At 72.8% G+C, this 20,036-nt stretch carries 17 protein-coding genes; 8 read left to right on the top strand and 9 right to left on the bottom strand.

Features of this window, described 5'->3' with window-relative positions; genetic code table 11:
• Nucleotides 1-85 precede the first annotated feature (85 nt).
• Both ATL40_RS09190 and ATL40_RS09185 read left to right on the top strand, forming a co-directional pair.
• Entirely contained in the window at nt 86-1,210 is a 1,125-nt protein-coding gene (locus tag ATL40_RS09190; RefSeq protein ID WP_098469278.1) for a 6-phosphofructokinase, read from the top strand.
• Nucleotides 1,211-1,313: 103 nt separating this feature from the next.
• The gene (locus ATL40_RS09185) at nt 1,314-2,021 is read left to right on the top strand and encodes a hypothetical protein (RefSeq protein ID WP_098469277.1); all 708 of its coding nucleotides are present in this window, start codon (nt 1,314-1,316) and stop codon (nt 2,019-2,021) included.
• Nucleotides 2,022-2,118: 97 nt separating this feature from the next.
• Here the strand turns inward: ATL40_RS09185 and glgX are convergent, their stop codons facing one another.
• Entirely contained in the window at nt 2,119-4,407 is a 2,289-nt protein-coding gene (gene glgX / locus ATL40_RS09180; protein ID WP_098470395.1) for a glycogen debranching protein GlgX, read from the bottom strand.
• A 129-nt stretch (nt 4,408-4,536) separates the two neighbouring features.
• Here glgX and ATL40_RS09175 point away from each other — a divergent pair, with 129 nt between their 5' ends.
• The 5 genes from ATL40_RS09175 to ATL40_RS09155 are packed head-to-tail and all read left to right on the top strand — an operon-like array spanning nt 4,537 to nt 9,049.
• Nucleotides 4,537-5,346 carry an electron transfer flavoprotein subunit beta/FixA family protein gene (locus ATL40_RS09175; RefSeq protein ID WP_098469276.1) on the top strand — a complete coding sequence of 270 codons (810 nt, stop codon included), beginning with the start codon at nt 4,537-4,539 and terminating at the stop codon, nt 5,344-5,346.
• Complete coding sequence (locus tag ATL40_RS09170; RefSeq protein ID WP_098469275.1) at nt 5,343-6,215, top strand: electron transfer flavoprotein subunit alpha/FixB family protein; 873 nt, start codon at nt 5,343-5,345, stop codon at nt 6,213-6,215. The genes ATL40_RS09175 and ATL40_RS09170 overlap by 4 nt, the downstream gene beginning before the upstream one ends.
• Nucleotides 6,216-6,222: 7 nt before the next feature.
• Nucleotides 6,223-7,167, top strand: coding sequence for a phosphotransferase (locus tag ATL40_RS09165; RefSeq protein WP_098469274.1), 945 nt, complete (start codon nt 6,223-6,225; stop codon nt 7,165-7,167).
• Nucleotides 7,167-7,865: a hypothetical protein gene (locus tag ATL40_RS09160; protein WP_098469273.1), complete on the top strand. Its 699-nt coding sequence runs from the start codon at nt 7,167-7,169 to the stop codon at nt 7,863-7,865. The genes ATL40_RS09165 and ATL40_RS09160 overlap by 1 nt, the downstream gene beginning before the upstream one ends.
• Nucleotides 7,862-9,049 (top strand): cysteine desulfurase family protein, encoded by a 1,188-nt coding sequence (locus ATL40_RS09155; protein WP_098469272.1) that lies wholly within the window; start codon nt 7,862-7,864, stop codon nt 9,047-9,049. The genes ATL40_RS09160 and ATL40_RS09155 overlap by 4 nt, the downstream gene beginning before the upstream one ends.
• A gap of 189 nt (nt 9,050-9,238) precedes the next feature.
• Here ATL40_RS09155 and ATL40_RS09150 read toward each other — a convergent pair whose 3' ends face one another.
• From ATL40_RS09150 to ATL40_RS09140, 3 genes are read right to left on the bottom strand one after another with little or no spacing between them, the layout of a single operon-like run.
• A complete protein-coding gene (locus ATL40_RS09150) occupies nt 9,239-10,852 on the bottom strand; it encodes a succinic semialdehyde dehydrogenase (RefSeq protein ID WP_169925926.1) in 1,614 nt (537 codons plus the stop codon).
• Between the two features lie 4 nt (nt 10,853-10,856).
• A complete protein-coding gene (locus tag ATL40_RS09145; RefSeq protein WP_098469270.1) occupies nt 10,857-11,885 on the bottom strand; it encodes an NAD-dependent epimerase/dehydratase family protein in 1,029 nt (342 codons plus the stop codon).
• Complete coding sequence (locus ATL40_RS09140) at nt 11,882-13,219, bottom strand: DUF4921 family protein (RefSeq protein WP_098469269.1); 1,338 nt, start codon at nt 13,217-13,219, stop codon at nt 11,882-11,884. The genes ATL40_RS09145 and ATL40_RS09140 overlap by 4 nt, the downstream gene beginning before the upstream one ends.
• A 133-nt stretch (nt 13,220-13,352) precedes the next feature.
• Here ATL40_RS09140 and ATL40_RS09135 point away from each other — a divergent pair, with 133 nt between their 5' ends.
• Nucleotides 13,353-14,687: a family 20 glycosylhydrolase gene (locus ATL40_RS09135; RefSeq protein WP_169925925.1), complete on the top strand. Its 1,335-nt coding sequence runs from the start codon at nt 13,353-13,355 to the stop codon at nt 14,685-14,687.
• Here ATL40_RS09135 and ATL40_RS09130 read toward each other — a convergent pair.
• The 5 genes from ATL40_RS09130 to ATL40_RS09110 form a co-directional block, all read right to left on the bottom strand.
• Entirely contained in the window at nt 14,660-15,619 is a 960-nt protein-coding gene (locus ATL40_RS09130) for an ROK family protein (protein ID WP_169925924.1), read from the bottom strand. The genes ATL40_RS09135 and ATL40_RS09130 overlap by 28 nt on opposite strands.
• The gene (locus ATL40_RS09125) at nt 15,616-16,452 is read right to left on the bottom strand and encodes a carbohydrate ABC transporter permease (RefSeq protein WP_098469266.1); all 837 of its coding nucleotides are present in this window, start codon (nt 16,450-16,452) and stop codon (nt 15,616-15,618) included. The genes ATL40_RS09130 and ATL40_RS09125 overlap by 4 nt, the downstream gene beginning before the upstream one ends.
• Nucleotides 16,449-17,405: a carbohydrate ABC transporter permease gene (locus ATL40_RS09120; protein WP_098469265.1), complete on the bottom strand. Its 957-nt coding sequence runs from the start codon at nt 17,403-17,405 to the stop codon at nt 16,449-16,451. Before ATL40_RS09120 ends, ATL40_RS09125 begins: the two co-directional genes overlap by 4 nt.
• A gap of 72 nt (nt 17,406-17,477) precedes the next feature.
• Entirely contained in the window at nt 17,478-18,824 is a 1,347-nt protein-coding gene (locus tag ATL40_RS09115) for an extracellular solute-binding protein (RefSeq protein ID WP_098469264.1), read from the bottom strand.
• Between the two features lie 44 nt (nt 18,825-18,868).
• Nucleotides 18,869-20,011: an ROK family transcriptional regulator gene (locus tag ATL40_RS09110; protein ID WP_098469263.1), complete on the bottom strand. Its 1,143-nt coding sequence runs from the start codon at nt 20,009-20,011 to the stop codon at nt 18,869-18,871.
• Nucleotides 20,012-20,036: the final 25 nt, after the last annotated feature.

Genomic DNA, 20,036 nt, shown 5'->3' with positions numbered 1-20,036 from the left:
CGGGAATCGCTGACCTGCGTGTTGCATGCCGGACACATGGCTGCGCCACACTGGGCGTCGTCGGACACCGAGCCAGGGAGGCAGCATGGCCAGCAAGCGCGTCGGAATCCTCACCGCCGGGGGCGATTCGCCCGGCCTGAACGCCGCCATCCGCGGCTTCGGCAAGGCGGCGATCGGCTACCACGGGATGGAACTCATCGGGTTCCGCGACGGCGTGACCGGTCTGGTCGAGAACCGCACGATCGACCTGGGAGGCTCCGCGCTCTCCGGCATCCTCACGGTGGGCGGCACGATCCTGGGCACCTCGCGGGACAAGGTGCACAAGTTCCCGACCGACGAGGGGCCGGTGGACATGGTGCCGCGGGTGGTGGAGAACTACGAGAAGAACAACCTCGACGCGCTGGTGATGCTCGGGGGCGGCGGCACCGCGAAGAACGCGATGCGCCTGGTCAAGGCTGGGCTGAACGTGATCCACCTGCCCAAGACGATCGACAACGACATTGCCGAGACGGACACGTCCTTCGGGTTCGCCACCGCGATGGAGATCGCCACCGAGGCGATCGACCGGGTGCACTCGACGGCGCACAGCCACCACCGCATCATCCTCACCGAGATCATGGGTCACCGCGCCGGGTGGCTGACCCTGGGGGCGGGCGTGGCGGGTGGCGCCGACATCATCCTCATCCCCGAGATCCCCTACACGGTGGAGAGCGTGGCCGAGACGATCCGTCGCCGCACCGAGCAGGGCTCGACGTTCTCCGTGGTCGCGGTCGCCGAGGGAGCCCGCGACGCCGAGGACACCGCCGACTACGAGGCCGCCCGCCTCCTGGTGAAGAACTCCAAGGACCCCGACGCCCGGGCGGCGGCCCGCAAGCACCTCAAGCACGTGGAGGACAACCAGCGCGAGCACACCTTCAAGCTCGCCCGCGAGCTCGAGGCCAGCACCGGCCTGGAGGCGCGCGTGACGATCCTCGGGTACGTGCAGCGCGGGGGGTCACCCTCGGCCGCGGACCGCGAGCTCGCCACCCGCATCGGGTCCGCGGCCGCCGATCTGGTGGCAGAGGGCGTCTCCGGCGTGATGGTCGCGGCGCGGGGCCAGGGCACGGCGCCGGTCCCGCTCGAGGACGTGGCGGGGAGGGTGAAGCTCGTCCCCACCGACCACGACTGGGTCGCGGCGGCGCGGAAGGTCGGCACCGGCTTCGGCGACTGACGCGAGGGGGTTCTGCAGCCACCTCGAGGTGGTTCTGCAGGCGCCGGCCCGACGGCGCAGGAATCCGATTGACCCTCCCGTCACCCGGTGCGAGGCTCGCCCCATGCACATGGACTGGGACGATCCGAGCGCCGGGGAGTGGATCGCGCCGCTGCTGGGAACCCCCGGCAGCCTCGGCGGTGGCGTGCCCGAGGGCTATGAGGCGCACGTCCGCCTCCCCAACAGCGCCGACCCGCAGGACAACTCCGCCACGCTCGTGCAGCGCTCCTCCGTCAGCGAGCCCGACGAGCGCGATCAACTCGATCGCCTCCTGGCGGTCCTGGCGCCCGTCACCGGTGGGCAGGTGTGCCACTTCGCGATGTGGTCCGGCTGGGCCTGGCTGATCGACGCGGATGCCGACCCGCGCCGTCACACGGCGTCGGTTCCGCTGATGGCGTTCCCCGCCTGGACGACCCCCTGGGCGCGACGGCGCGCGCTGCGCCGGTACCAGGAGCAGCACGCGGACTCCCTGGTGCGCCGTCCGAGGGGCGGCTACCTCACGCCGTTCGGTGCGGGGCTTGGGCAGGATTTCATGCTGTACTCCGGCCCGCTCGCGCAGGCACGCCGATTCGACGACTTCCACGCCAGCCAGTCGCCGTCGATGTTCTGGCCGCACGATCGGTCCTGGTTCGTCTGGACCGACATCGACAGCGCGTTCACCGTCGTCGGCGGTGCGAGGGAGGCCCTCTCACCGCTCGTGGATTCCGGGATCGGCGGGGAATGGGTCGATCGTGAGGCCGAGTTCATCCCGGTGTGGGAGTCGCACCCGTAGGTGCCTCACACCTGAGAGGCACGACGGCGCAGCCGCCTTCCGCTGCGCAGCCGCCTTCCGCAGAAAGGTCGCCTCCGCGCAGCGAAGTCGGGCAGGCTCAGCGCGCCGGCTTCTGCTCCAGGTAGATCCGCATGCTCAGCGGCTCCAACGTCACCCGCTCGCCCGGGCGCGGGTGCACGGCCGTGGCGATCGCGGCGTCGCGCAGCTCCTCCGGTGACTCCCACACGGAGTCCCACACCAGCTCCCAGCCGCCGCCGCGGGAGGGAGCGATCACGGTGTCGACCTCGTTGAGGGCGCCGTTGATCATGACCAGCGCGTCGCGGGCCTGCTCGAGGCCGTCGGCGTCCATGGACCTGGGGTGTGCGGCCGCCCCGGAGGCGCGCCGCATCTGCAGCACCCGGCGGTGCGGGTTGTGCCACGCGGAGCCGCTCATCTCAGTGCCGTCCTCCGCGAACCACGACAGGTCCGTCAACGGCTCGTTGGAGCGCGGTCGGCCGTAGGCGAATCGCACCGGGCGCAGCGCCGGGTTGGCGGCGCGCAGTTCCAGCAGGTACCGCACGGTCCGCTCCAGGGCGAGCTGACTGCTGGAGCGGCGCCAGTTGACCCACGAGATCGGGGAGTCCTGGCAGTAGGCGTTGTTGTTGCCCTGCTGGGTGCGCCCGAACTCATCTCCCGCGGTGATCATGGGGGTGCCGGAGGAGACCAGGAGGGTGCCGAGCACGTTGCGGATCGAGCGGCGCCGCACCGGCAGGATGTCCGCGGCGGGGGAGTTGGCGTCCACCGGCCCCTCGGACCCGTGGTTCCAGGAGAGGTTGTTGTTCGAGCCGTCCCGGTTGTTCTCGCCGTTGGCGCCGTTGTGCTTGTGGTCGTAACTGACGAGGTCGGCGAGCGTGAAGCCGTCGTGCGCGGTGACGTAGTTCACCGACGCCTCGGGCCCGCGGTCGAAGTGATGGAACATGTCCGCCGAACCGGAGATGCGGGTGCCCAGGTCGCGCAGGTCGTGGGGGACGCCGCCGCCGCGGGACAGCGCGCTCGCGTCCGCCAGCCAGAACCGACGCACCGCGTCCCGGAACCGGTCGTTCCACTCGTGCATGGGGGGCGCGAACTGCCCGGTGCGCCACCCCGAGGGGCCCACGTCCCACGGCTCCGCGATCGTCTTGACGTCCGCGAGCACCGGATCGGAGGCCATCGCCACGAGGAAGGGGTGGTCGGGTTCGAACTCACCGGCCTTGCGCCCCAGGGTCACGGCGAGGTCGAATCGGAAGCCGTCCACGCCGATCACCCCGGCCCAGTGCCGCAGGGAGTCCAAGGTGAGCTGGACCACCCGCTGGCGCCGGAAGTCCAGGGAGTTGCCGGTCCCGGTGACGTCGGCGTACCGGGCCGGGCTCCCGCCGTCGTGCAGGTAGTAGCCGGTGTTGTCCAGCCCGCGCCAGCTCAGCAGCGGACCGTCCATCCCGCCCTCGCAGGTGTGGTTGTAGACGACGTCGAGGATCACCTCGATGCCGGCGGCGTGGAGCGCGTCGACCATGTCGATCACCTCACGCTCGACGGCGCAGCCTCCCGCCGCCCGGGCGGCTGCGGTGGCGTAGCGCGGCTCGGGTGCGAGGTAACCCAGGGTGCAGTACCCCCAGTAGTTGGTGCGCCCGGCGGCGGCGATCGCGTGCTCTGTGGCCGAGGCGTGGATCGGCAGCAGTTCCAGCGCCGTGATCCCGAGGCGCTTGAGGTGGTCGATCATCACCGGGTGCGCGATGCCCGCGTAGGTGCCGCGCAGGTCCTCCGGGATGTCCTCGCGCAGCAGGGTGAGCCCGCGCACGTGCGCCTCGTAGATCACGGTCTGCGACCACGGGGTCCGCGGCCGGCGCGCGAGCCGCGCCTCGACCTCGGCGTCCAGGGGATCGGGCACGATCTCACCGTGGGGGACGAAGGGTGCGCTGTCCCGGGAGTCCGGCAGGCCGAGGTCACGGTCGGTGCGCTTGACGTCGGCGACCTCGTGGCCGAACACCTCCGGCACCATGTCCAGCTCGCCGACCACGCCGCGCGCGTAGGGGTCCAGCAGCAGCTTGTGCGGGTTGTGCATCAACCCCGCGGCGGGGTTCCACGCACCGTGCACACGAAGCCCGTAGCGCTGCCCGGCCACCACGCCCGGCACGTGCGCGTGCCACAGCCCGTGCCGGGCGCGCATCAGGCCGATGCGCCGCTCGGTGAGGGCATCGCGCGTGCCCTCCAGCAGCACCAGGTCCACCGCATCCGCCTGGGCGGCCACGACCACCACGTCGACCCCGTCGCCGCGCAGGTGCGCGCCCAGGCGAGCCAGGCTGAGCGCCGGCAGGTCGGAAACGGGCGCCGGGGCGTTCATCGGGGTCGCGTGCGTCGGATCAGCAGTCATCGTCATGGTGGGGGGCATTCTTGCACCGTCATGTGAACGCCACGAAACGTCGCGGATCGGCCTCACCCGGTGCAGGTGGCCACTGGCCCGCACCGGTTCCCACCCCGCGGCAGGTGGCAGGCTAGGGGCATGCGCATCCTCGTCCTGGTGAAGCAGGTCCCCGACATCACCTCCGATCGCGGCCTCGGCGCCGAGGGCACCCTCGTGCGGGAGTCCTCCCAGGCCGTGCTCAACGAGCTCGACGAGGGCGCGATCGAGTCCGCGCTGCGCGCCGCCGACGCCCTGGGCGCGGCCGGCACCCCCGCCGAGGTCACCGCCCTGACGATGGGCCCGGCCGGCGCGGTCGCCGCGGTGAAGAAGGCACTCCAGGTCGGCGCCGGCGCAGCGGTGCACGTCAGCGACGATTCCCTGGCGGGTTCGGACGCCGTGGTCACCGCCCGTGTCCTCGCCGCGGCCGCCCGGCACCTCGAGGAGGCGAACGGGGAGCCGTTCGCCCTCGTCGTCGCCGGCATGTCCGCCCTGGACGGGCTCGGCTCCGTGGTCCCGGCCCTCCTCGCAGCTGAGCTCGGCCGCCCGATCATCTCCTGCGCCACCAGCCTCGAGGTCACCCCCGAAACGGTCACCGCAACGCGTGAGACCCCCACCGGCTCCGAGCGGCTGCGCGCCCCGCTGCCGGCCGTGGTGTCCGTCTCCGACACGATCGCCGCGCTGCGCGTGCCGAACTTCACCACGATGATGGCCGCCCGCAAGGCCGGCGTCACCACGCTGACCGCCGCCGACGTGGGCCTAGCCGCCCACGAGGTCGGCGCCGCCGGATCGCCCACCCGGATCACCGCGCACGCGCCGCGCCCCCCGAGGCCACCGGCGCAGGTGCTGGACGGCGCAGGAGCCCTGGTCGATGCCCTCGCCGAGCGTGGCCTGTTGGAGGTCGGAGCATGAGCGCGCAGCGCGTCGTCGTCATCTCGGTGGGCCCCTACACCCCGGATGATGCCCTAGCCGGACTGGAGACCATGGCCGCCGGCATCGGTGCGGTCCACACGGTGCGGGTGCCCGCCGGGAGCAGCGCCCAGAAGGCCGCCGCGATGGTGGCCGCCGTCCGCAAGGTCGGCGCCGACACCCTCATCCTGGCCTCCACCCTCATCGCCAAGGAGGTCGCGGCGCTCGCCGCACACGCCCTGGGCGCGGGACTGCTCATCGACGTGCACACCCTGCACGCCGAGGGGGAGTCCCTGGTGGCCGAGAAGCGTGAACTCGGCGGCACCTGGGACGCGACCTGCGCCGTCACCGGCCCCGCGGTGGTGCTCGGCAAGCCACTGACGACGCCGGGGGCCCAGCCGCTGAGCGAACCGACCCTCCTGGAGCTGGGGGAGGGGGACGGCGTGGAGGTGCTGGAGGTCACCGCGCACGACGGCGCAGCCGCCGGTCCCGCGCTCGGCGAGGCCGCCGTGGTGGTTGCCGGGGGCCGCGGACTCGAGGGCGACCTGACCCCGGTGCGCGACCTCGCCGACGCCCTCGGCGGCGCCGTGGGCGCCACCCGCGACATCGTGGAGGAGGGCTGGATCGGCCACGAGACGATGGTCGGGCAGACCGGCACCATGATCGAGCCACGCCTGTACATCGGCGCGGGACTGTCCGGCGCTCCGCACCACCGCCTGGGGATGCAGGCCGCCGAGGTCATCGTCGCGATCAACACCGACCCGGAGGCGCCGATCATGGAGATCGCCGACCTGGCCGTGGTGGGCGACGCCGCCGACGTGCTGACCGAGGCCGCGCGCCTGGTGCGGGAGCGCCGCGGCACCGCCGGGTGAGTCCGCGATGGCTGAGCCCGCGATGAGCAGGCGCCGGCCGACCTGGCCGCAACTGCCGGAGTCGCTGCGCGCCGCGGTCCAGCAGCGCATCGGCGCGGTCATCCAGTGGCGCAGCCACGACCACGGGTACTCGCCAGGCCCGGCCCTGACCCTGACCACCGACCACGACGAGGTGTTCCTCAAGGCAGCATTCCTGGCGGGGAACCCTCACACGGTAGCGCTCCACCGCCGCGAGGCCGAGATCGCCGCGGTGCTGCCGGCCGGGACCCCCACGCCGTCGTTGCGGTGGTCGAACGAGGTCGCCGGCTGGGTGGTGCTCGTCTTCGACGCCCACCCCGGGAGCGTGCCCCCCCTGCCGTGGCGGAGCGAGGCGCTCGACGCCGTCGCGCACCTGACCGCACGGCTCGCCGAGATCACCGCTCCTGACAGCCTGGATCGCCTCGTCGAGCGGGCGCGGTACGAGGGGCTGCGCAGGCTGGCCGGCGAACCGCACCCCGGCCTGGAGACCTTCGACCCGTGGCTGGCCGGGAACCTTGACGCGCTCGCGAGTATCGAGGGGACGTGGACGACACACTGCGACGGCGACCGGTTGTTGCACCACGACCTGCGCCGCGACAATGTGCTGCTCGATGAGAGCAACGCGGTCGCGATCGACTGGCCGCACGCCGTCGCCGGGGCGGGATTCACCGATCTGGTCGGTTGGCTGCCCTCGCTGCACCTGGAGGGTGGGCCGGCACCGGAGGAGATGCTGCGGCGACACCCGCTCGGCCGTGCGGCGGCTCCCGAGGCCGTGACCTCCTTCATCGCGGCGATCGCCGGCTACTTCGTGCGCTCCTCCCTGCAGCCGCCACCTCCGGGCATCCCGCACCTGCGGGGCTTCCAGCGGGCCCAGGGCGAGGTGTGCATCGCCTGGCTGCGTGAGCGCCTCGGTGACCGGGTGGGGGAGAACTGATGAGCAGGCGCCGGCCGAGCACCCGTGAGCCCATCACCCGGGACGTCCTGGTCCGCCGGACCGGCCTGACCTTCGTGATCGGCTCCGCGCTGTTCGCGCTCGGGGTGCTGCTGCAACTACCCCCGCACTGGCCGGCGATCATCGGGGGGCTGAGCTACGCCGTCGGCGCCGTGTTCTTCACCACCGCGGGGTTCATGCAGATCGCCCTGGCGGTGCGGGACCTGTCCATTGACAAGCGCGCCCGGCTGCCGCGCGGCGGCTGGTCCGGGGACCTGGTGGCCGCCGTGGTGCAGTCCTTCGGGACCGTCCTGTTCAACGTGAACACCATCGACTACGTGCTCACCCTCGATTCCAGCGCCCGGGTGCAGGACGTGGCGGTGTGGGTGCCGGACACCGTGGGGTCGATCGCCTTCCTCGTCTCCTCCGGCATCTCCCTCGTGCCGGCGGTGCGCGCGCTGCGTCACCAGCACGTGCCGGACCGCTCGGACTGGATCGCGTGGATCAACATGGCCGGATCGGTGCTCTTCGGGATCTCCGCCGTCGCCTCGTTCACGTTTGCCGACGGCGACCCCGTCAGCCTCGCCTGGACCAACGCCGGCACCTTCTTCGGTGCGGTGTGCTTCCTCGTGGCGGCCTGGCTGTTCGGCTACCCCTCCCACCGCTCCGAGCTTACGGACACCCGAGAGGTCGCCGAATGACCACCTACCTCGACCACGCCGCCACCGCGCCGGTGCTCCCGGAGGCCATCGAGGCCTTCAGCCAGGCGGCCGCCCGGCTGGGCAACCCGTCCTCCCTGCACGGCGCGGGTCGCGCTGCCCGCGCCGCCCTGGAGGATGCCCGCGAACGCCTCGCCGCCGCCCTGGGCGCGGAGCCCGCCGAGGTGATCTTCACGGCGGGCGGCTGCGAGTCGGACACCCTCGCGGTGATGGGCGGCTACCTCGCCGCACGCTCCGCGGATCCGCACCGCACTCGGGTGGTGACCTCCGCCGTCGAGCACCACGCCGTGCTGGATGCGGCGGAGGCGATCGAGGAGCGGCACGGCGGGAGGGTGACCCGCGTGGGGGTGACACGCGAGGGCGTGCTGGACCTGGCGGAGCTGGACGCGGCGCTCGCGGATCCCGGCTCCCTCGCGGTGGTCAGCGTGATGTGGGCGAACAACGAGACCGGGGCGATTCAGCCCATCGAGGAGGTCGTCGCTCGGGTGCGTGCGGCGGCCGGCACCGCGGTGCTCGTGCACTCCGACGCCGTGCAGGCCGTGGGCCACCTCCCGGTGGACTTCGCCGCGAGCGACCTGGACGCGCTGAGCCTGTCCGGCCACAAGCTCGGCGCGCCCGCGGGGATCGGGGCGCTGATCGCGCAGCGTACGGTTCCCCTGGCGCGCACCGTGCACGGCAGCGGTCAGGAGCGCGGTGTGCGGTCCGGGACCGTACCGGTGGCGCTCGCCGCATCCCTCGCGGTGGCCGTGGAGCACGCGGTGGGGGAGATCGAGTCGGAGTCGGCGCGCCTGACGACCCTGCGCAGCACGCTGGAGGCGAGGATCCTCGCCGAGGTGCCGGATGTCCGGGTGAACGGGCCCGACGGCGCAGGTCGCCTCCCGGGGCACGTGCACCTGACGATCCCGGGCGCCGATGTGGACGCTCTGCTGTTCTCCCTGGACGCCGCGGGTGTGGCGGCCTCGGCGGGCGCGGCGTGCGTGGCCGGCGTGACGCAGCCCTCGCACGTGCTGCTGGCGATGGGCGACGACGAGCGCGACGCCCGCAGCGTGCTGCGGCTGACCCTAGGGCGGACCACCACGGCGCAGGACGTGGAGCGGGTGGTGCAGGTGCTGCCGGGCGCCGTGGAGCGGGCCCGGGCCGCGGGAGAGATCGCCCGGCGCCGCTGAGGGCCGGGTCGGCTTCGCGCACGGCGGGTCGGCTTCGCGCACGGCGGATCTGTGAGGCGTCCTCATCCGCGCCATACCTCTGACCTGCGCGGATGCTCAGGGCTGCGCGAGCGCTGGCCGTAGAACCGCCGCCAGCGAAGCCGATCCGCCCTCCGCGAAGTCAGGCAGCGCTGGCGTCGACCCGCACGACTACCCCCAGCGGGCGAGCACGCGGCCCGCGGCCAGCACCGTGCGCGCATAGACGGCGCGGGGCAGGCCAGGCCACGGCGCCACCGGGAGCCCGCGCTGCCGGGAGATGGTCTGCGACTCGGTGTACTTGGCGATGCCCGCCACGCCGTGCCGGCGGCCCAGCCCGGAGGACTTCCACCCGCCCATCGGCGCGCCGTGTGAGCCCCACGCGGCGGCGAAGCCCTCGTTGATGTTCACGGTCCCGGCCTCCAGCTGCCGGGCCACAGCGCGCGCTGACCGCCGCCGGGTCCACAGGCTCGCGTTCAGCCCGTAGTCGGTGTCGTTCGCGCGCGCGATCGCCTCCGCCTCGGAGCCGACCACGTACACCGAGACCACCGGACCGAAGGTCTCCTCGCGGGCCAGCCGCGCCGTCTGGGGCACATCGGTCAGCACGGTCGGGGCGAACACGAACGGACCCGCCTCGGGCAGGGCGTGCCCACCGGTCAGCACCCGCGCGCCGCAGGTCACGGCGTCGGCCACGTGCGCCTGCACCCGCTCGAGCTGGGCGGCCGAGGCCAGCGAGCCGACGTCCAGGTCCCAACTCGCGCCCACGCCCACGCGCAGCGATTCGGTCGCGGCCACGAACGCGGCGGTGAACTCCTGCGCCACGGCCTCGTGCACGTAGATCCGCTCCATCGAGATGCACAGTTGACCGGCGTTGGAGAAGCTCGCGTGGGCGGCGCCGTTCGCGGCGGCCGCGATGTCCGCATCGGGCAGCACCACGAGTGGGTTCTTCCCGCCGAGTTCCGCGGAGCAGCCGATGAGCCGCGAGGCGCACCGCTGGGCCACGTGCCGCCCGGTGGCCGTGGAGCCGGTGAACATGACGTAGTCGACGTGGTCGATCAGCGCGTCGCCCACCACGGGGCCGTCGCCGATCACGATCTGCAGCACACCCTCGGGCAGTCCCGCCTCCCGCAGCAGCGCGAGCGTGAGCAGGGCGGAGTAGGGCGTGCCGAGGTCGGGCTTCAGCAGCACCGCGTTCCCGGCCAGCAGCGCCGGCACCGCATCGGAGGCGGCGAGGGTGAACGGGTAGTTCCACGGGCTGATGATCCCCACCACCCCGAGCGGGTGGCGCACCTCCACGGTCTCGGTCAGCACCGGGTAGGCGCCCCGGTGGCGCCGGGTGCGCAGCGCCGCGGGCGCAAGCCGCGCCGCCCGGCCGGCGTACACGCCCACGTCCAGGGTCTCCTCCAGCGCATCCACGCGGGACTTGCCGTTCTCGGCCTGGATCACGTCCATCGCCAGTGCCGAGTCCCGCAGCACGAGGTCACTGAAGCGCTGGACGACGGCGCGGCGCCGCCTCAGGGGCCAGGCCGCCCACTCCCGCTGGGCCGCCCGGGCCCGGGCTGCGAGTGCGGTCAGGTCGTCGGTGGTGTGGGTCGGCACCGAGCCGATCACCGCGTCGTCGGCGGGGGAGCGGACCTCGACGGCGTCGCCGTTCGCGCCCGTGACGTAGCGGGCCAGGCGCTGCGTGAGGTGCTCCGGGAGGTGGGCAACGAGGCGCTGCGAGGACGCCGGCACCCCCGCTGCGGCAGGCGCCGCCGACGGCGTCGAGAGTTCGGACTCCACGGCCACGCGCTCATTCCTCCGCGTCGTGCCGGGACAGGGCCGGGGTCCAGCCCTCACGCCGCACGGAAATGCCGCGCGCGGCGGCGCGGATCGTGCCCGTGGAGGTCCACTGGGCCCGCACCCCGAGCATCCGCTGCGACTTCTGGGTGTCCAGGGCGGGCATCGCGGCCAGGGTGTCCAGCCACTGCGGCGAGGCGCGCACCAGCCGGGTCCACCACGCCACGGTGTGACCCACGCTCGCGGCGCTGCGGGGGATGGTGATCAGGCGCTTCGCGCCGATCGCCTCGGCCACCTGCTCGCCGTCCAGCGCCTGGTCGCAGGCCAGGTTGAATGCCCCGGGCATCCGCCGCTCCACGGCCGCCACGATCGCGGCTGCCACGTCCTCGGCGTGGGCGACCTGCAGCCCCAGGCCCTCGGGCCACAGCAGCACGGGCACGTCCTCCCCGAGACCCAGCCGGGGCACAAGGGCGGACAGGTGCCGGCGCACCAGCTCGGCGCCGGCGGACTCCTGCAGGGTCGTGGCGGGGCGCAGCCGGGTGAGCGCCACCCCGGGGTGGGCGGAGGCGAAGGCGTCCAGCAGCCCCTCGAAGGCGACCTTGTCCTGCGCGAGCGGGGAGTCCGAGGCGCCCGTGGTGGGCCAGTCCTCGTCGATCGGCTCCGCGCCGTAGTTCGGCGCGTAGGCGGTGGCGCAGCTCAGTGCCACGAGCTGTTTGGCCCCGGCGGCGGCGGCGAGCACGCCGCGGGAGATGTCGCGGTTCAGGGCGGTGGTGCGTCCGGCGCGCCCGGGGCGCTCGTCGTGCGCCCATGCGAGGTCGACCACCGCATCGGCGCCGGCCGTCAGGGCACCCAGCGCCTGCGCGCCCTCGGGGGTGGCCACGTCGAGCTCATGGTGGCGCAGCGCATACCGCGTCTGCAGGGACAGTCGCCCGGGCCCGCGGCGCGAGACGGCGTCCACGCTCGTGACGCTGCTGCGGGCGGTGAGCGCGCGCAGCAGCGCGGTACCGATGTTGCCGGTGGCGCCGACGACGACGATCCTCATGTCCCTACCTTTCCAGATGGCGCGGACGCCGCGTAGTTCAGGTGCAGGTCGGAGTCCCGCACCTCGGGGCCGATGCGGATCGGTGCCGCGTTCCCCAGCGCGCCGCTCGCGCGCAGGTCCAGCAGTTCGGTGACCACGCGCTCGCGCATGGTCCACGGGTCGATCGTGTTGACGTAGATCTTTGTGCCGCCCTCGAACCCGGCCGGCACGTTGAGGCGCCATTTCAGCACGATCCGCCACGGCATCGGCTCGGGCACGTCCGGCGGCCGGTGGTGCCACTCCTCATTGGTGGCCACGTGCCCGCCCGTGACCACGTGCAGGGCGCGCAGCAACTCCGACATCGCGCCGATCTCGGCGCTGGTGTGCTCCCACGGCAGCTGGTGGGCGGAGGTGGAGTAGATCTCCAGGCTCGGGTAGCGGTGCCCCACACCGGCCACCGCGACGGCGCCGTCGGTGGCGGCCACCACGAGCTGCTCGCGCCGGGCGAGGTCGATCACCTCGTGCTGGTACAGGTTCGGCTCCTCACGCAGCATGAGGATCTCCCGCTGCGCCTGGGGCCCGTAGGAGTCGATCGCCACCAGCTGCTTGTGCAGGTGCTCCAGGCTCGCCCCGGCCGCCTTGAGCCAGTTCTGGAACACCGCCACGTAGCGTGCCGCCGGCTGGCGCTGGTAGAGGTCGGCGAGCGCGTCGATGGTGAACGCGACGAACTCGTGGTGCTCCCTGGCGCTGAGCGCCCCGGAGAAGGCCAACTCATCGGCCCGCGTGGCGCCGTCGATCACGTGCCGGCGCGGCACGATGAGGTCGTGGGCGCCGGCGAGCAGGTCCACGGTCGGCTCCAGCAGGCCCTCGGCGTCCCCGGTGGAGGGGGCGATGGCGCCGCCGGCGGCCTCGCGTGCGGCGAGCACGGCGCGCACGTGGTCGAGGCCGGCGGGATCGGCGAGATAGGCGCGCGCGGCCTCCACGCTCTCCGCCGGCGGGATGAAGCCGTGGTTGGTGCGCCAGGAGGTCATCGAGACGATCTCGAAGAGGTTCGCGAACCGGCGCAGTTCGGCCCGCGTCTCCCACAGTTCGCTCGCGGGAACCCCGCGCATCAGCTGGGGGCGACCGGCGTCGTCGTGCACCAGGCGGGCCTTCTCCGGGGGCGTCTCGAGCATCCGGTCGGCGCAGAACTGGCACATCCGCTCGCTCTCGCCGGCAGCGAGGGTGTGCGTGGGACGGTCGGCGGCCTCCAGCGGTCGGTGGGAGCGCCCGGGGACGGTCCACACCTGGGTCCCCGTGAGGGGGCTCACCTGCAGCACGGTGCCGTCGGCGAGTCGGGTCAGGGGGGTGGCCATGGTTCCCAGCATCCCAGCAGCAGGCGGGTCGAACCCCGGGAAACCGGCCGACGTCGTGTCACAAGCTGACAACAATGTGGCCTGGTACGCTAGGTTAGTTAGGAATCCTTCCAAACCCGGTCCGGAGGCGATGATGCACGACGACGTTCCCCTGGTTCCCGCACCGAGGCACCTGGTGCGCACGATCGGGCGGGCGGCCTCGGGGCAGGTGCGCCTCGAACGGGACCCGGGCCTGCCGGCCGAGGGCTTCGAGATCGACACCCGCGGCGCACAGCCGGTGATCCGGTACGCCGACGCCGCGGGCGCCACCTACGGCCGCGATGCCCTGCGCCACCTCGAGGACGCCGGGATCGCCGGGGGCATCCTGCTGCACGACAGTCCCCGGTTCCCCCACCGCGGGCTGATGATCGACCTCGCCCGGCACATGGTCGAGGTCCCCACCCTGCGCGAGGTCATCGACGCCATGGTGGGGCTGCGGCTGAACCACCTGCACCTGCACCTCACCGACGACCAGGGCTGGCGCCTGGAGATCCGCTCCTGGCCCCGGCTGACCACGGTGGGCGCCGCCGGCGGGGTCGGCGGCACCGGCGGTGGCTTCCTCACCCAGCGCGACTACCGCGACCTTCAGGCCTACGCCGCGGCGCGCCACATCACCCTCGTCCCGGAGATCGACCTGCCCGGGCACACCCACGCCGCCCTGGTGGCCTACCCCGAGCTCGCCCCGGCCGGGGTCGCGACGCAGCCCTATGAGGGGATGGAGGTCGGCTTCTCCCAGCTCGACGTCCACGCCGAGCGCACCTATGCGTTCGTGGCCGACGTGCTGCACGAGCTCGCCGACCTCACCGAGGGCCCGTACCTGCACATCGGCGGGGACGAGTGCCTGGCGATGTCGCAGGAGGACTACCTGCTGTTCGCCCGACGAGTGCTGGGGCTGGTGACCGCCACCGGCAAACGCGTGATGGCGTGGCACGAGCTCGGCCGCAGCAGCGACCTGCCACCCGGGAGCGTGGGGCAGTACTGGGACCTGACCACCCCCCGCCAGGACGGCATCGGGCACGCCGAACGCGCCCGGTCCTTCCTGGCCCAGGGCGGGCGACTCGTGCTCTCCCCGGGGGACGTGGCCTACCTGGACCACAAGTACGACGCCGACACCGACCTGGGCCTGACCTGGTCGGGGGGCCCCACCTCGCTGACCCAGGCCGCGACGTGGGAGCCGACCGCGCTCATCCCGGGCGTGGGGGAGGAGGCGATCCTCGGCGTCGAGGCCACCTGCTTCACCGAGACGATCACCACCCGCGAGGACCTGCTGCGGATGCTGCTGCCACGGCTCGCGGCCACGGCGGAGGTCGCCTGGTCCACCCCCGCGGCGCGGGAGCGCGCCGGCGACCTCGCGCCGCGACTGGTCGGGCTGCGCGCGGACTGGGAGGCGGCGGGCCTGGGCTACGAGCGGGTGCCGGAACTGGGCTGAGGCGCCAGCCGACCACCGAGGGCCGCGCCGATCGCCGGGATGCGGCCGGTGCTGCGCAGCACCTCCACCCGCGCGCTCGGTTCGAGCGAGGCGAGGAACGGGGAGTGCAGTTCCCACGAGCGCAGGGTGGTGACCACGCGGGCCAGGAGTTCCGGTCCCATCCGCGCCATCCCGCCGCCCACCACCACGGACTGCGCGTCCACGGTGAGCACGAGGAGGCGGACCGCCGCCGCGACGGCGTTGGTGAGGTTCTCCAGCAGCGTGGCGGCCAGGGCATCGGTGTGGGCCAGTTCGGGCAGGGCGGAGGCCTTCGGGGGGTCGGTCTCGCGCTGCGCGCGCCACTGCGCGGCGATGCCGGAGCCGGAGGCGTACAGCTCCAGGCAGCCGCGCTGCCCGCAGTGACACCGGGGACCGTTGTTCTGCCACGGCAGGTGCCCGATCTCGCCGGCGGCGCCCACGTGTCCGCGCCACAGTTCCCCGCGCAGCACGAGGCCGGCGGCCATGCCGGTGCCGAGGTTGAGGTAGGCCAGCGAGCACGTGTCCGGGCGCTGAGCCGCCACACCGAGCGCGGCAGCGTTGACGTCGTTCTCCACGTGCACCGCCACCCCGAGCTCGCGGCGCAGCTCACCGGCCACGTCCAGGTCGGTGATGCCGAGGTTGAGGGCCTGGGTGACGCGGCCGGTGGCCTCCTCCACGGTGCCGGGCAGGCCGGCCCCCACGAGGGCGAGATCCGCGACGGCGATCCCCGCTCGGGCGGTCAGGTCACGCACCAGGGCGCTCGCGGTGGCGAGCACCGGCTGCGCGCCGTGGCCGGAGGGACGCTTCTCCTCGGCCAGCACGGCGCCGTCGGCCCCGAGCAGCACCGCGTGGGTCTTCGTGCCGCCGATGTCCAGGCCCACCCGGGGGCCCAGACCGCCCGTCGGCGCGTTCACCCCTTCACCGCCCCGGCCACCAGGCCGGAGGTCATGCGGCCCTGCACCAGCAGGAAGAACAGGATCACGGGAACCGCCACGATCGTGGAGGCAGCCATCACCTGCGCCCAGTCGGTCTCGCGGGTGGCGCTGGCCTGGATGAAGGAGCGCAGCCACAGCGGCAGGGTGTGCGCGGCGGAGTCCGGCAGCAGCACCAGCGCCACGGTGAACTCGTTCCAGGCCTGCAGGAAGGCGTACACCCCGGAGGCCACCAGGCCGGGGGCGAGCAGCGGCAGGGTGATGCGCATGAAGGCACCGGAGCGGGAGAGCCCGTCCATCATCCCGGCCTCCTCCAGTTCCAGCGGCACCGCGGCCACGAATCCGCGCAGCATCCACACCGTGAAGGGGATCACGGCGGCCATGTAGATCACCGAGATGCCGATCACGGAGTTGAGCAGGCCGGCGGCGCTGACCATCTTGTACTGCGCGATGAACAGGCCCTCGGCGGGCAGCATCTGCACCAGCAGGACCGCGAGCACGAAGGAGGCACGGCCGCGGAAGCGGAACCGGGAGATCGCCAGCGCCGCGAGGAAGGCGAACAGCAGACACCCGATCACGGCGGTGAAGGTCACCGCGAGGCTCATGGTCAGCGCGGAGTAGAAGGAGGGGTCGGTGGCCACCGAGCGCAGGTTGCTCAGCGTGGCCGGCACGGGGAAGAACGTCGGGATGAAGGACTGCAGCACGGTGTTGGGCAGCAGCGCCGAGTTGAGCATCCAGTAGACCGGGAACACCCACACCAGGGCGATGAGGAAGGCCAGCGCCGTCAGCAGACGGCGGGAGAGGCGGGCGGTCATTGGTCCTCCTGCTTCATCAGGTCGCGCACGTAGAACCAGGACAGGGCGATCGTCAGCAGCAGCACGATGATCGAGAACGCGCTGGCCATGCCGAAGTCCTGCGCCGAGGTGGCGAGCTTGTAGATGTAGGTGCCCAGCACGTCGTAGTCGCTGGACTTGGAACCGGCGTCCTGCAGCATCGTGAACTGGGTGAAGACCCGCAGGTCCCAGATGAGCTGGAGCAGCAGCACGATCGAGAGGACCGGGCGCACCATCGGCAGGATGATGTGGCGGAAGCGCGCGAATCCGTCAGCGCCGTCGATCGCGGCAGCCTCCAGCACCTCGGGGGAGACCTGGGTGAGGCCGGCGTACATCGCGAACGCGACGAACGGCACGGACATCCAGACCACCACGATCAGAGCGACCAGGAAGAAGGTCCAGGGGTTGGAGAGCCAGTCGAACCGTTCGAACGGGAGGCCGAGGGCGTCCAGGGTGTAGTTGATGACGCCGCGGCGGCGGTCGAACAGCCAGATCCACACGGTCATCGCGGCGACCACGGGCATCGCCCAGGCCAGCAGCAGGGAGACCTGCAGTGTCATCCGCGCGGGGGTGGCCACGGCGGTCATCAGCAGCGCGAACAGGGTGCCCAGCAGCACGGTCAGGCCGGCGGCCACGAGGCAGAAGGCGATGGAACGGGCCACCACGGCCAGCAACTGCGGGTCGGTGACCAGTTCGGCGTAGTTGCCCAGGCCGATGAACTCGGCGGGGGCGCCGAACTGCTGGGCGAGGCCGAAGTCGCGCAGGGAGGTGAGTGCCTGCCACACCACGGGGTAGCCCATGCCGAGCAGCAGCACGAGCACGGCGGGTAGCAGCAGGAGGTAGGGGACGCGGGGTGTGCGGCGTCGGCGCGGCGCGCGGGCCGGGGTGGCGGGCGCGGCGGCCGACCCGGTGCGGGTGGCGGGCGCGGTGGGCATGGGTGTCCTCGGGTCGGCAGGTGCGGGCTGGGGGTGTCCCGGGCGCGGCGCTGCGCCCGGGACACCAGGCGATCAGCCCGCGAGCATCGGGGTGATCTGGGCGTCGTACTCCGCCGCGAGGGCGGGGATGTCACCGCCGCCGTTGACCTTGCCGAAGAACTCCTCCAGCAGGCCGGATCCCTCCACGGCGGCCCAGCCGGGCGCGGCGGGGGTCAGCTTGGAGTGCTCGGCGGAGGTGGCCATCGCCACGGCGAACTGGTCATCGCCCAGGGAAGAGACGTACTCCAGGTTGCCCGGGCCGAGGCCGGCGCCACCGAGCAGCTCCTGGTACTCCGGGGAGAAGATGATCCGCAGCAGTTCCTTGGCGCCCTCCTGCTTGGTGCTGGAGGCGGAGATGCCGATGTTGGAGCCGCCGGCGAACACCGGGGCCACACCGCCGTCCACGCCCGGCAGCACGTAGGTGCCGAACACGTCGTCGTTCCAGACGGCGATCTGCTGGGTGTCGTCATCCGGGTCCGGCTCGAGGTCGCCGATCGACCAGTGCGCCCAGCTCGGCGCCATGATCGTGGCGGCCTCGGGGGCGCCGGTGGCGTCGTTGTTGTTGATGTTCACCCAGGGGGTGGAGTCGGACTCGGTGACCGGGGCGAGGGAGGAGGAGGTGTAGAGCTCCTGCAGCGCCTCGAGGCCGGCGATCGTGTTCGGGTCGGACAGGGTGGAGACCCACTCGCCGTCCTCCTGCACCGCCAGCTCGCCGCCGTGGGCGAAGATCCAGGAGATCCCGTTGCGCCAGTCCTCACCGCCCAGGTAGAACCCGGACTGCGCGTCGGTGGTGAGCGCGGCCGCGGTCTCGGAGAACTCCTCCAGGGTGGTGGGCACGCTCAGGCCCTGCGCCTCGTAGAGGTCCTTGCGGTAGAACATGTACCGCGAGCCGAAGTAGTACGGCACGGTGTAGCTGGCGCCGTCGACCTCGCCGACCTCCACGAAGCTCTGCAGCAGGTCGTCCCCGCCGAGTTCCCCGAGCATGTCGGAGATGTCGGTGAAGGCGCCCACGGTGGTGAAGGTGGGGGACCAGGTGTTGCCGATCTCCACCACGTCGGGGGTGTTCGCGGCGTCCGGGAGCGCGGTGGTGAGCTTGGAGAGGGCATCGCCCCAGGACTGCTCCTCGATCGTGAGGGTGCCGCCGGTCTGCTCGGCGTAGGTGTCGGTGAGGTAGGTGCGCAGGTCCTCGGGGGTGTCCCCGCCCATCAGCCACAGGGTGATGTCCTCACCTCCAGCCGAGTCGGCGTCGCCGTCGCCTTCCTGCGCCGTCGAGCCGGAGCCGGAGTCGGTGTCCGCGTCGGACGCGGAGTCCGACGAGGAGCATGCGGCCAGCGCCAATGCTGTTGCGGTGACGGTCAGGGCCGCCAGTGACTTCCTCATGGGTTCCTCCCGGGTGGGGATTGGGGTTGGGGGACGTGACGGGGTCAGGAGACCCCGAGAAGATGGGTGACGATCGCGGCGCCTGCGCCGCGCAGCACGATGTCCTCGCCGAGTTCGGACATCCGCACGGTGACGTGGTCGTGGAAGCGGGTGCGCTCCAGCAGGGTGGCGCGGGTGGTCTCCAGGACCTCCCCGAGCAGCAGCTCCTGGGGGCCGGACAGCACGATCTGGTCGAGGTCGAGGGCGCCGATGACGGGCGCCAGCGCCATGCCGAGGCGCTCACCGGCGGCGCGCAACACCTGGGTGCGGGCGCCGGCGTCCGCACCCGCGTCCGCCAGTGCCCGCGTGATGCGCGGTACGGAGGCCCAGGCCTCCAGGCAGCCGTGCTTCCCGCACGCGCACAGCGGCCCGACGTCGGAGCCGATCGTCACGTGCCCGATCTCACCGGCCGCGCTGCGGGCGCCGAGCACCGGGGTGCCGCCCACGATGAGGCCGGCACCGACACCGTGGCCGATGGCCACCAGCATCATGTCGGGGGAACCCTCGCCGGCGCCGTGCTCGGCGAGCACCGCGGCATGGGCGTCGTTGACCACGACGGCGGGGGCTCCGAGGGCCTGGGCGAGGTGGGCCTGCAGGGGCACGTCGCTCCAGCGCAGGTTCGGCGCCGAGTGCACGGTGCCGCTGGGGTCCACGACACCGGGGGAGCCGACCCCCACGCCGAGCAGCGGGCGGGAGTGGGCCTGCGCGGCCTGCGCGAGTTCGCGGGCCAGCTCGGTGGCCAGGGCGAGGGCGTCCTCGCCGCGTGCGTCCCCGAGGGGGCGCTCGGCGCGGACGATCACCCGGCCGTCGATGCCGAGCAGGGCGCCGCGGAAGCGGGCGTGGTCGGCCAGGTCCAGGCCGATGGCGTACCGGCTGGTGGCATCCACGGACAGCACGGTGGCCGGCTTGCCGGGGCGTCGCCCCTCCTGCGGGCCGGACTCGGTCACCATGCCGTCGGCGATGAGGTCGGCCACCAGGTCCGAGACCGTGACGCGGGTCAGGCCGGTGGCGCGGGCCACGTCGGCCCGCGAGAGGCCCTCGGTGCGCAGCAGGGTCTGCAGCACCAGGGCGCGGTTGTGGCGCCGCGCGGCCTCCGGGAGGAGCTTGGCCATCGGCCGCAGGGGCCGGAGGGTCGGGGTGGTCGACATGAATGATAGTAAACCTTACTAACAA

Origin of the sequence: Serinibacter salmoneus, assembly GCF_002563925.1 — a bacterium.
Classification (GTDB): domain Bacteria; phylum Actinomycetota; class Actinomycetes; order Actinomycetales; family Beutenbergiaceae; genus Serinibacter; species Serinibacter salmoneus.
The sequence above is the reverse complement of the archived record's forward strand: the minus strand, read 5'-3'. Positions and strand labels throughout refer to the sequence as shown.

What these genes read in the sequence shown, in the direction of transcription:
- ATL40_RS09190 (WP_098469278.1), top strand. Translation starts at nt 86, where the DNA reads ATGGCCAGCAAGCGCGTCGGAATCCTCACCGCCGGGGGCGATTCGCCC.
- ATL40_RS09185 (WP_098469277.1), top strand. Translation starts at nt 1,314, where the DNA reads ATGCACATGGACTGGGACGATCCGAGCGCCGGGGAGTGGATCGCGCCG.
- glgX (WP_098470395.1), bottom strand. Translation starts at nt 4,407, where the DNA reads ATGACTGCTGATCCGACGCACGCGACCCCGATGAACGCCCCGGCGCCC.
- ATL40_RS09175 (WP_098469276.1), top strand. Translation starts at nt 4,537, where the DNA reads ATGCGCATCCTCGTCCTGGTGAAGCAGGTCCCCGACATCACCTCCGAT.
- ATL40_RS09170 (WP_098469275.1), top strand. Translation starts at nt 5,343, where the DNA reads ATGAGCGCGCAGCGCGTCGTCGTCATCTCGGTGGGCCCCTACACCCCG.
- ATL40_RS09165 (WP_098469274.1), top strand. Translation starts at nt 6,223, where the DNA reads ATGGCTGAGCCCGCGATGAGCAGGCGCCGGCCGACCTGGCCGCAACTG.
- ATL40_RS09160 (WP_098469273.1), top strand. Translation starts at nt 7,167, where the DNA reads ATGAGCAGGCGCCGGCCGAGCACCCGTGAGCCCATCACCCGGGACGTC.
- ATL40_RS09155 (WP_098469272.1), top strand. Translation starts at nt 7,862, where the DNA reads ATGACCACCTACCTCGACCACGCCGCCACCGCGCCGGTGCTCCCGGAG.
- ATL40_RS09145 (WP_098469270.1), bottom strand. Translation starts at nt 11,885, where the DNA reads ATGAGGATCGTCGTCGTCGGCGCCACCGGCAACATCGGTACCGCGCTG.
- ATL40_RS09140 (WP_098469269.1), bottom strand. Translation starts at nt 13,219, where the DNA reads ATGGCCACCCCCCTGACCCGACTCGCCGACGGCACCGTGCTGCAGGTG.
- ATL40_RS09135 (WP_169925925.1), top strand. Translation starts at nt 13,353, where the DNA reads ATGCACGACGACGTTCCCCTGGTTCCCGCACCGAGGCACCTGGTGCGC.
- ATL40_RS09125 (WP_098469266.1), bottom strand. Translation starts at nt 16,452, where the DNA reads ATGACCGCCCGCCTCTCCCGCCGTCTGCTGACGGCGCTGGCCTTCCTC.
- ATL40_RS09120 (WP_098469265.1), bottom strand. Translation starts at nt 17,405, where the DNA reads ATGCCCACCGCGCCCGCCACCCGCACCGGGTCGGCCGCCGCGCCCGCC.
- ATL40_RS09115 (WP_098469264.1), bottom strand. Translation starts at nt 18,824, where the DNA reads ATGAGGAAGTCACTGGCGGCCCTGACCGTCACCGCAACAGCATTGGCG.
- ATL40_RS09110 (WP_098469263.1), bottom strand. Translation starts at nt 20,011, where the DNA reads ATGTCGACCACCCCGACCCTCCGGCCCCTGCGGCCGATGGCCAAGCTC.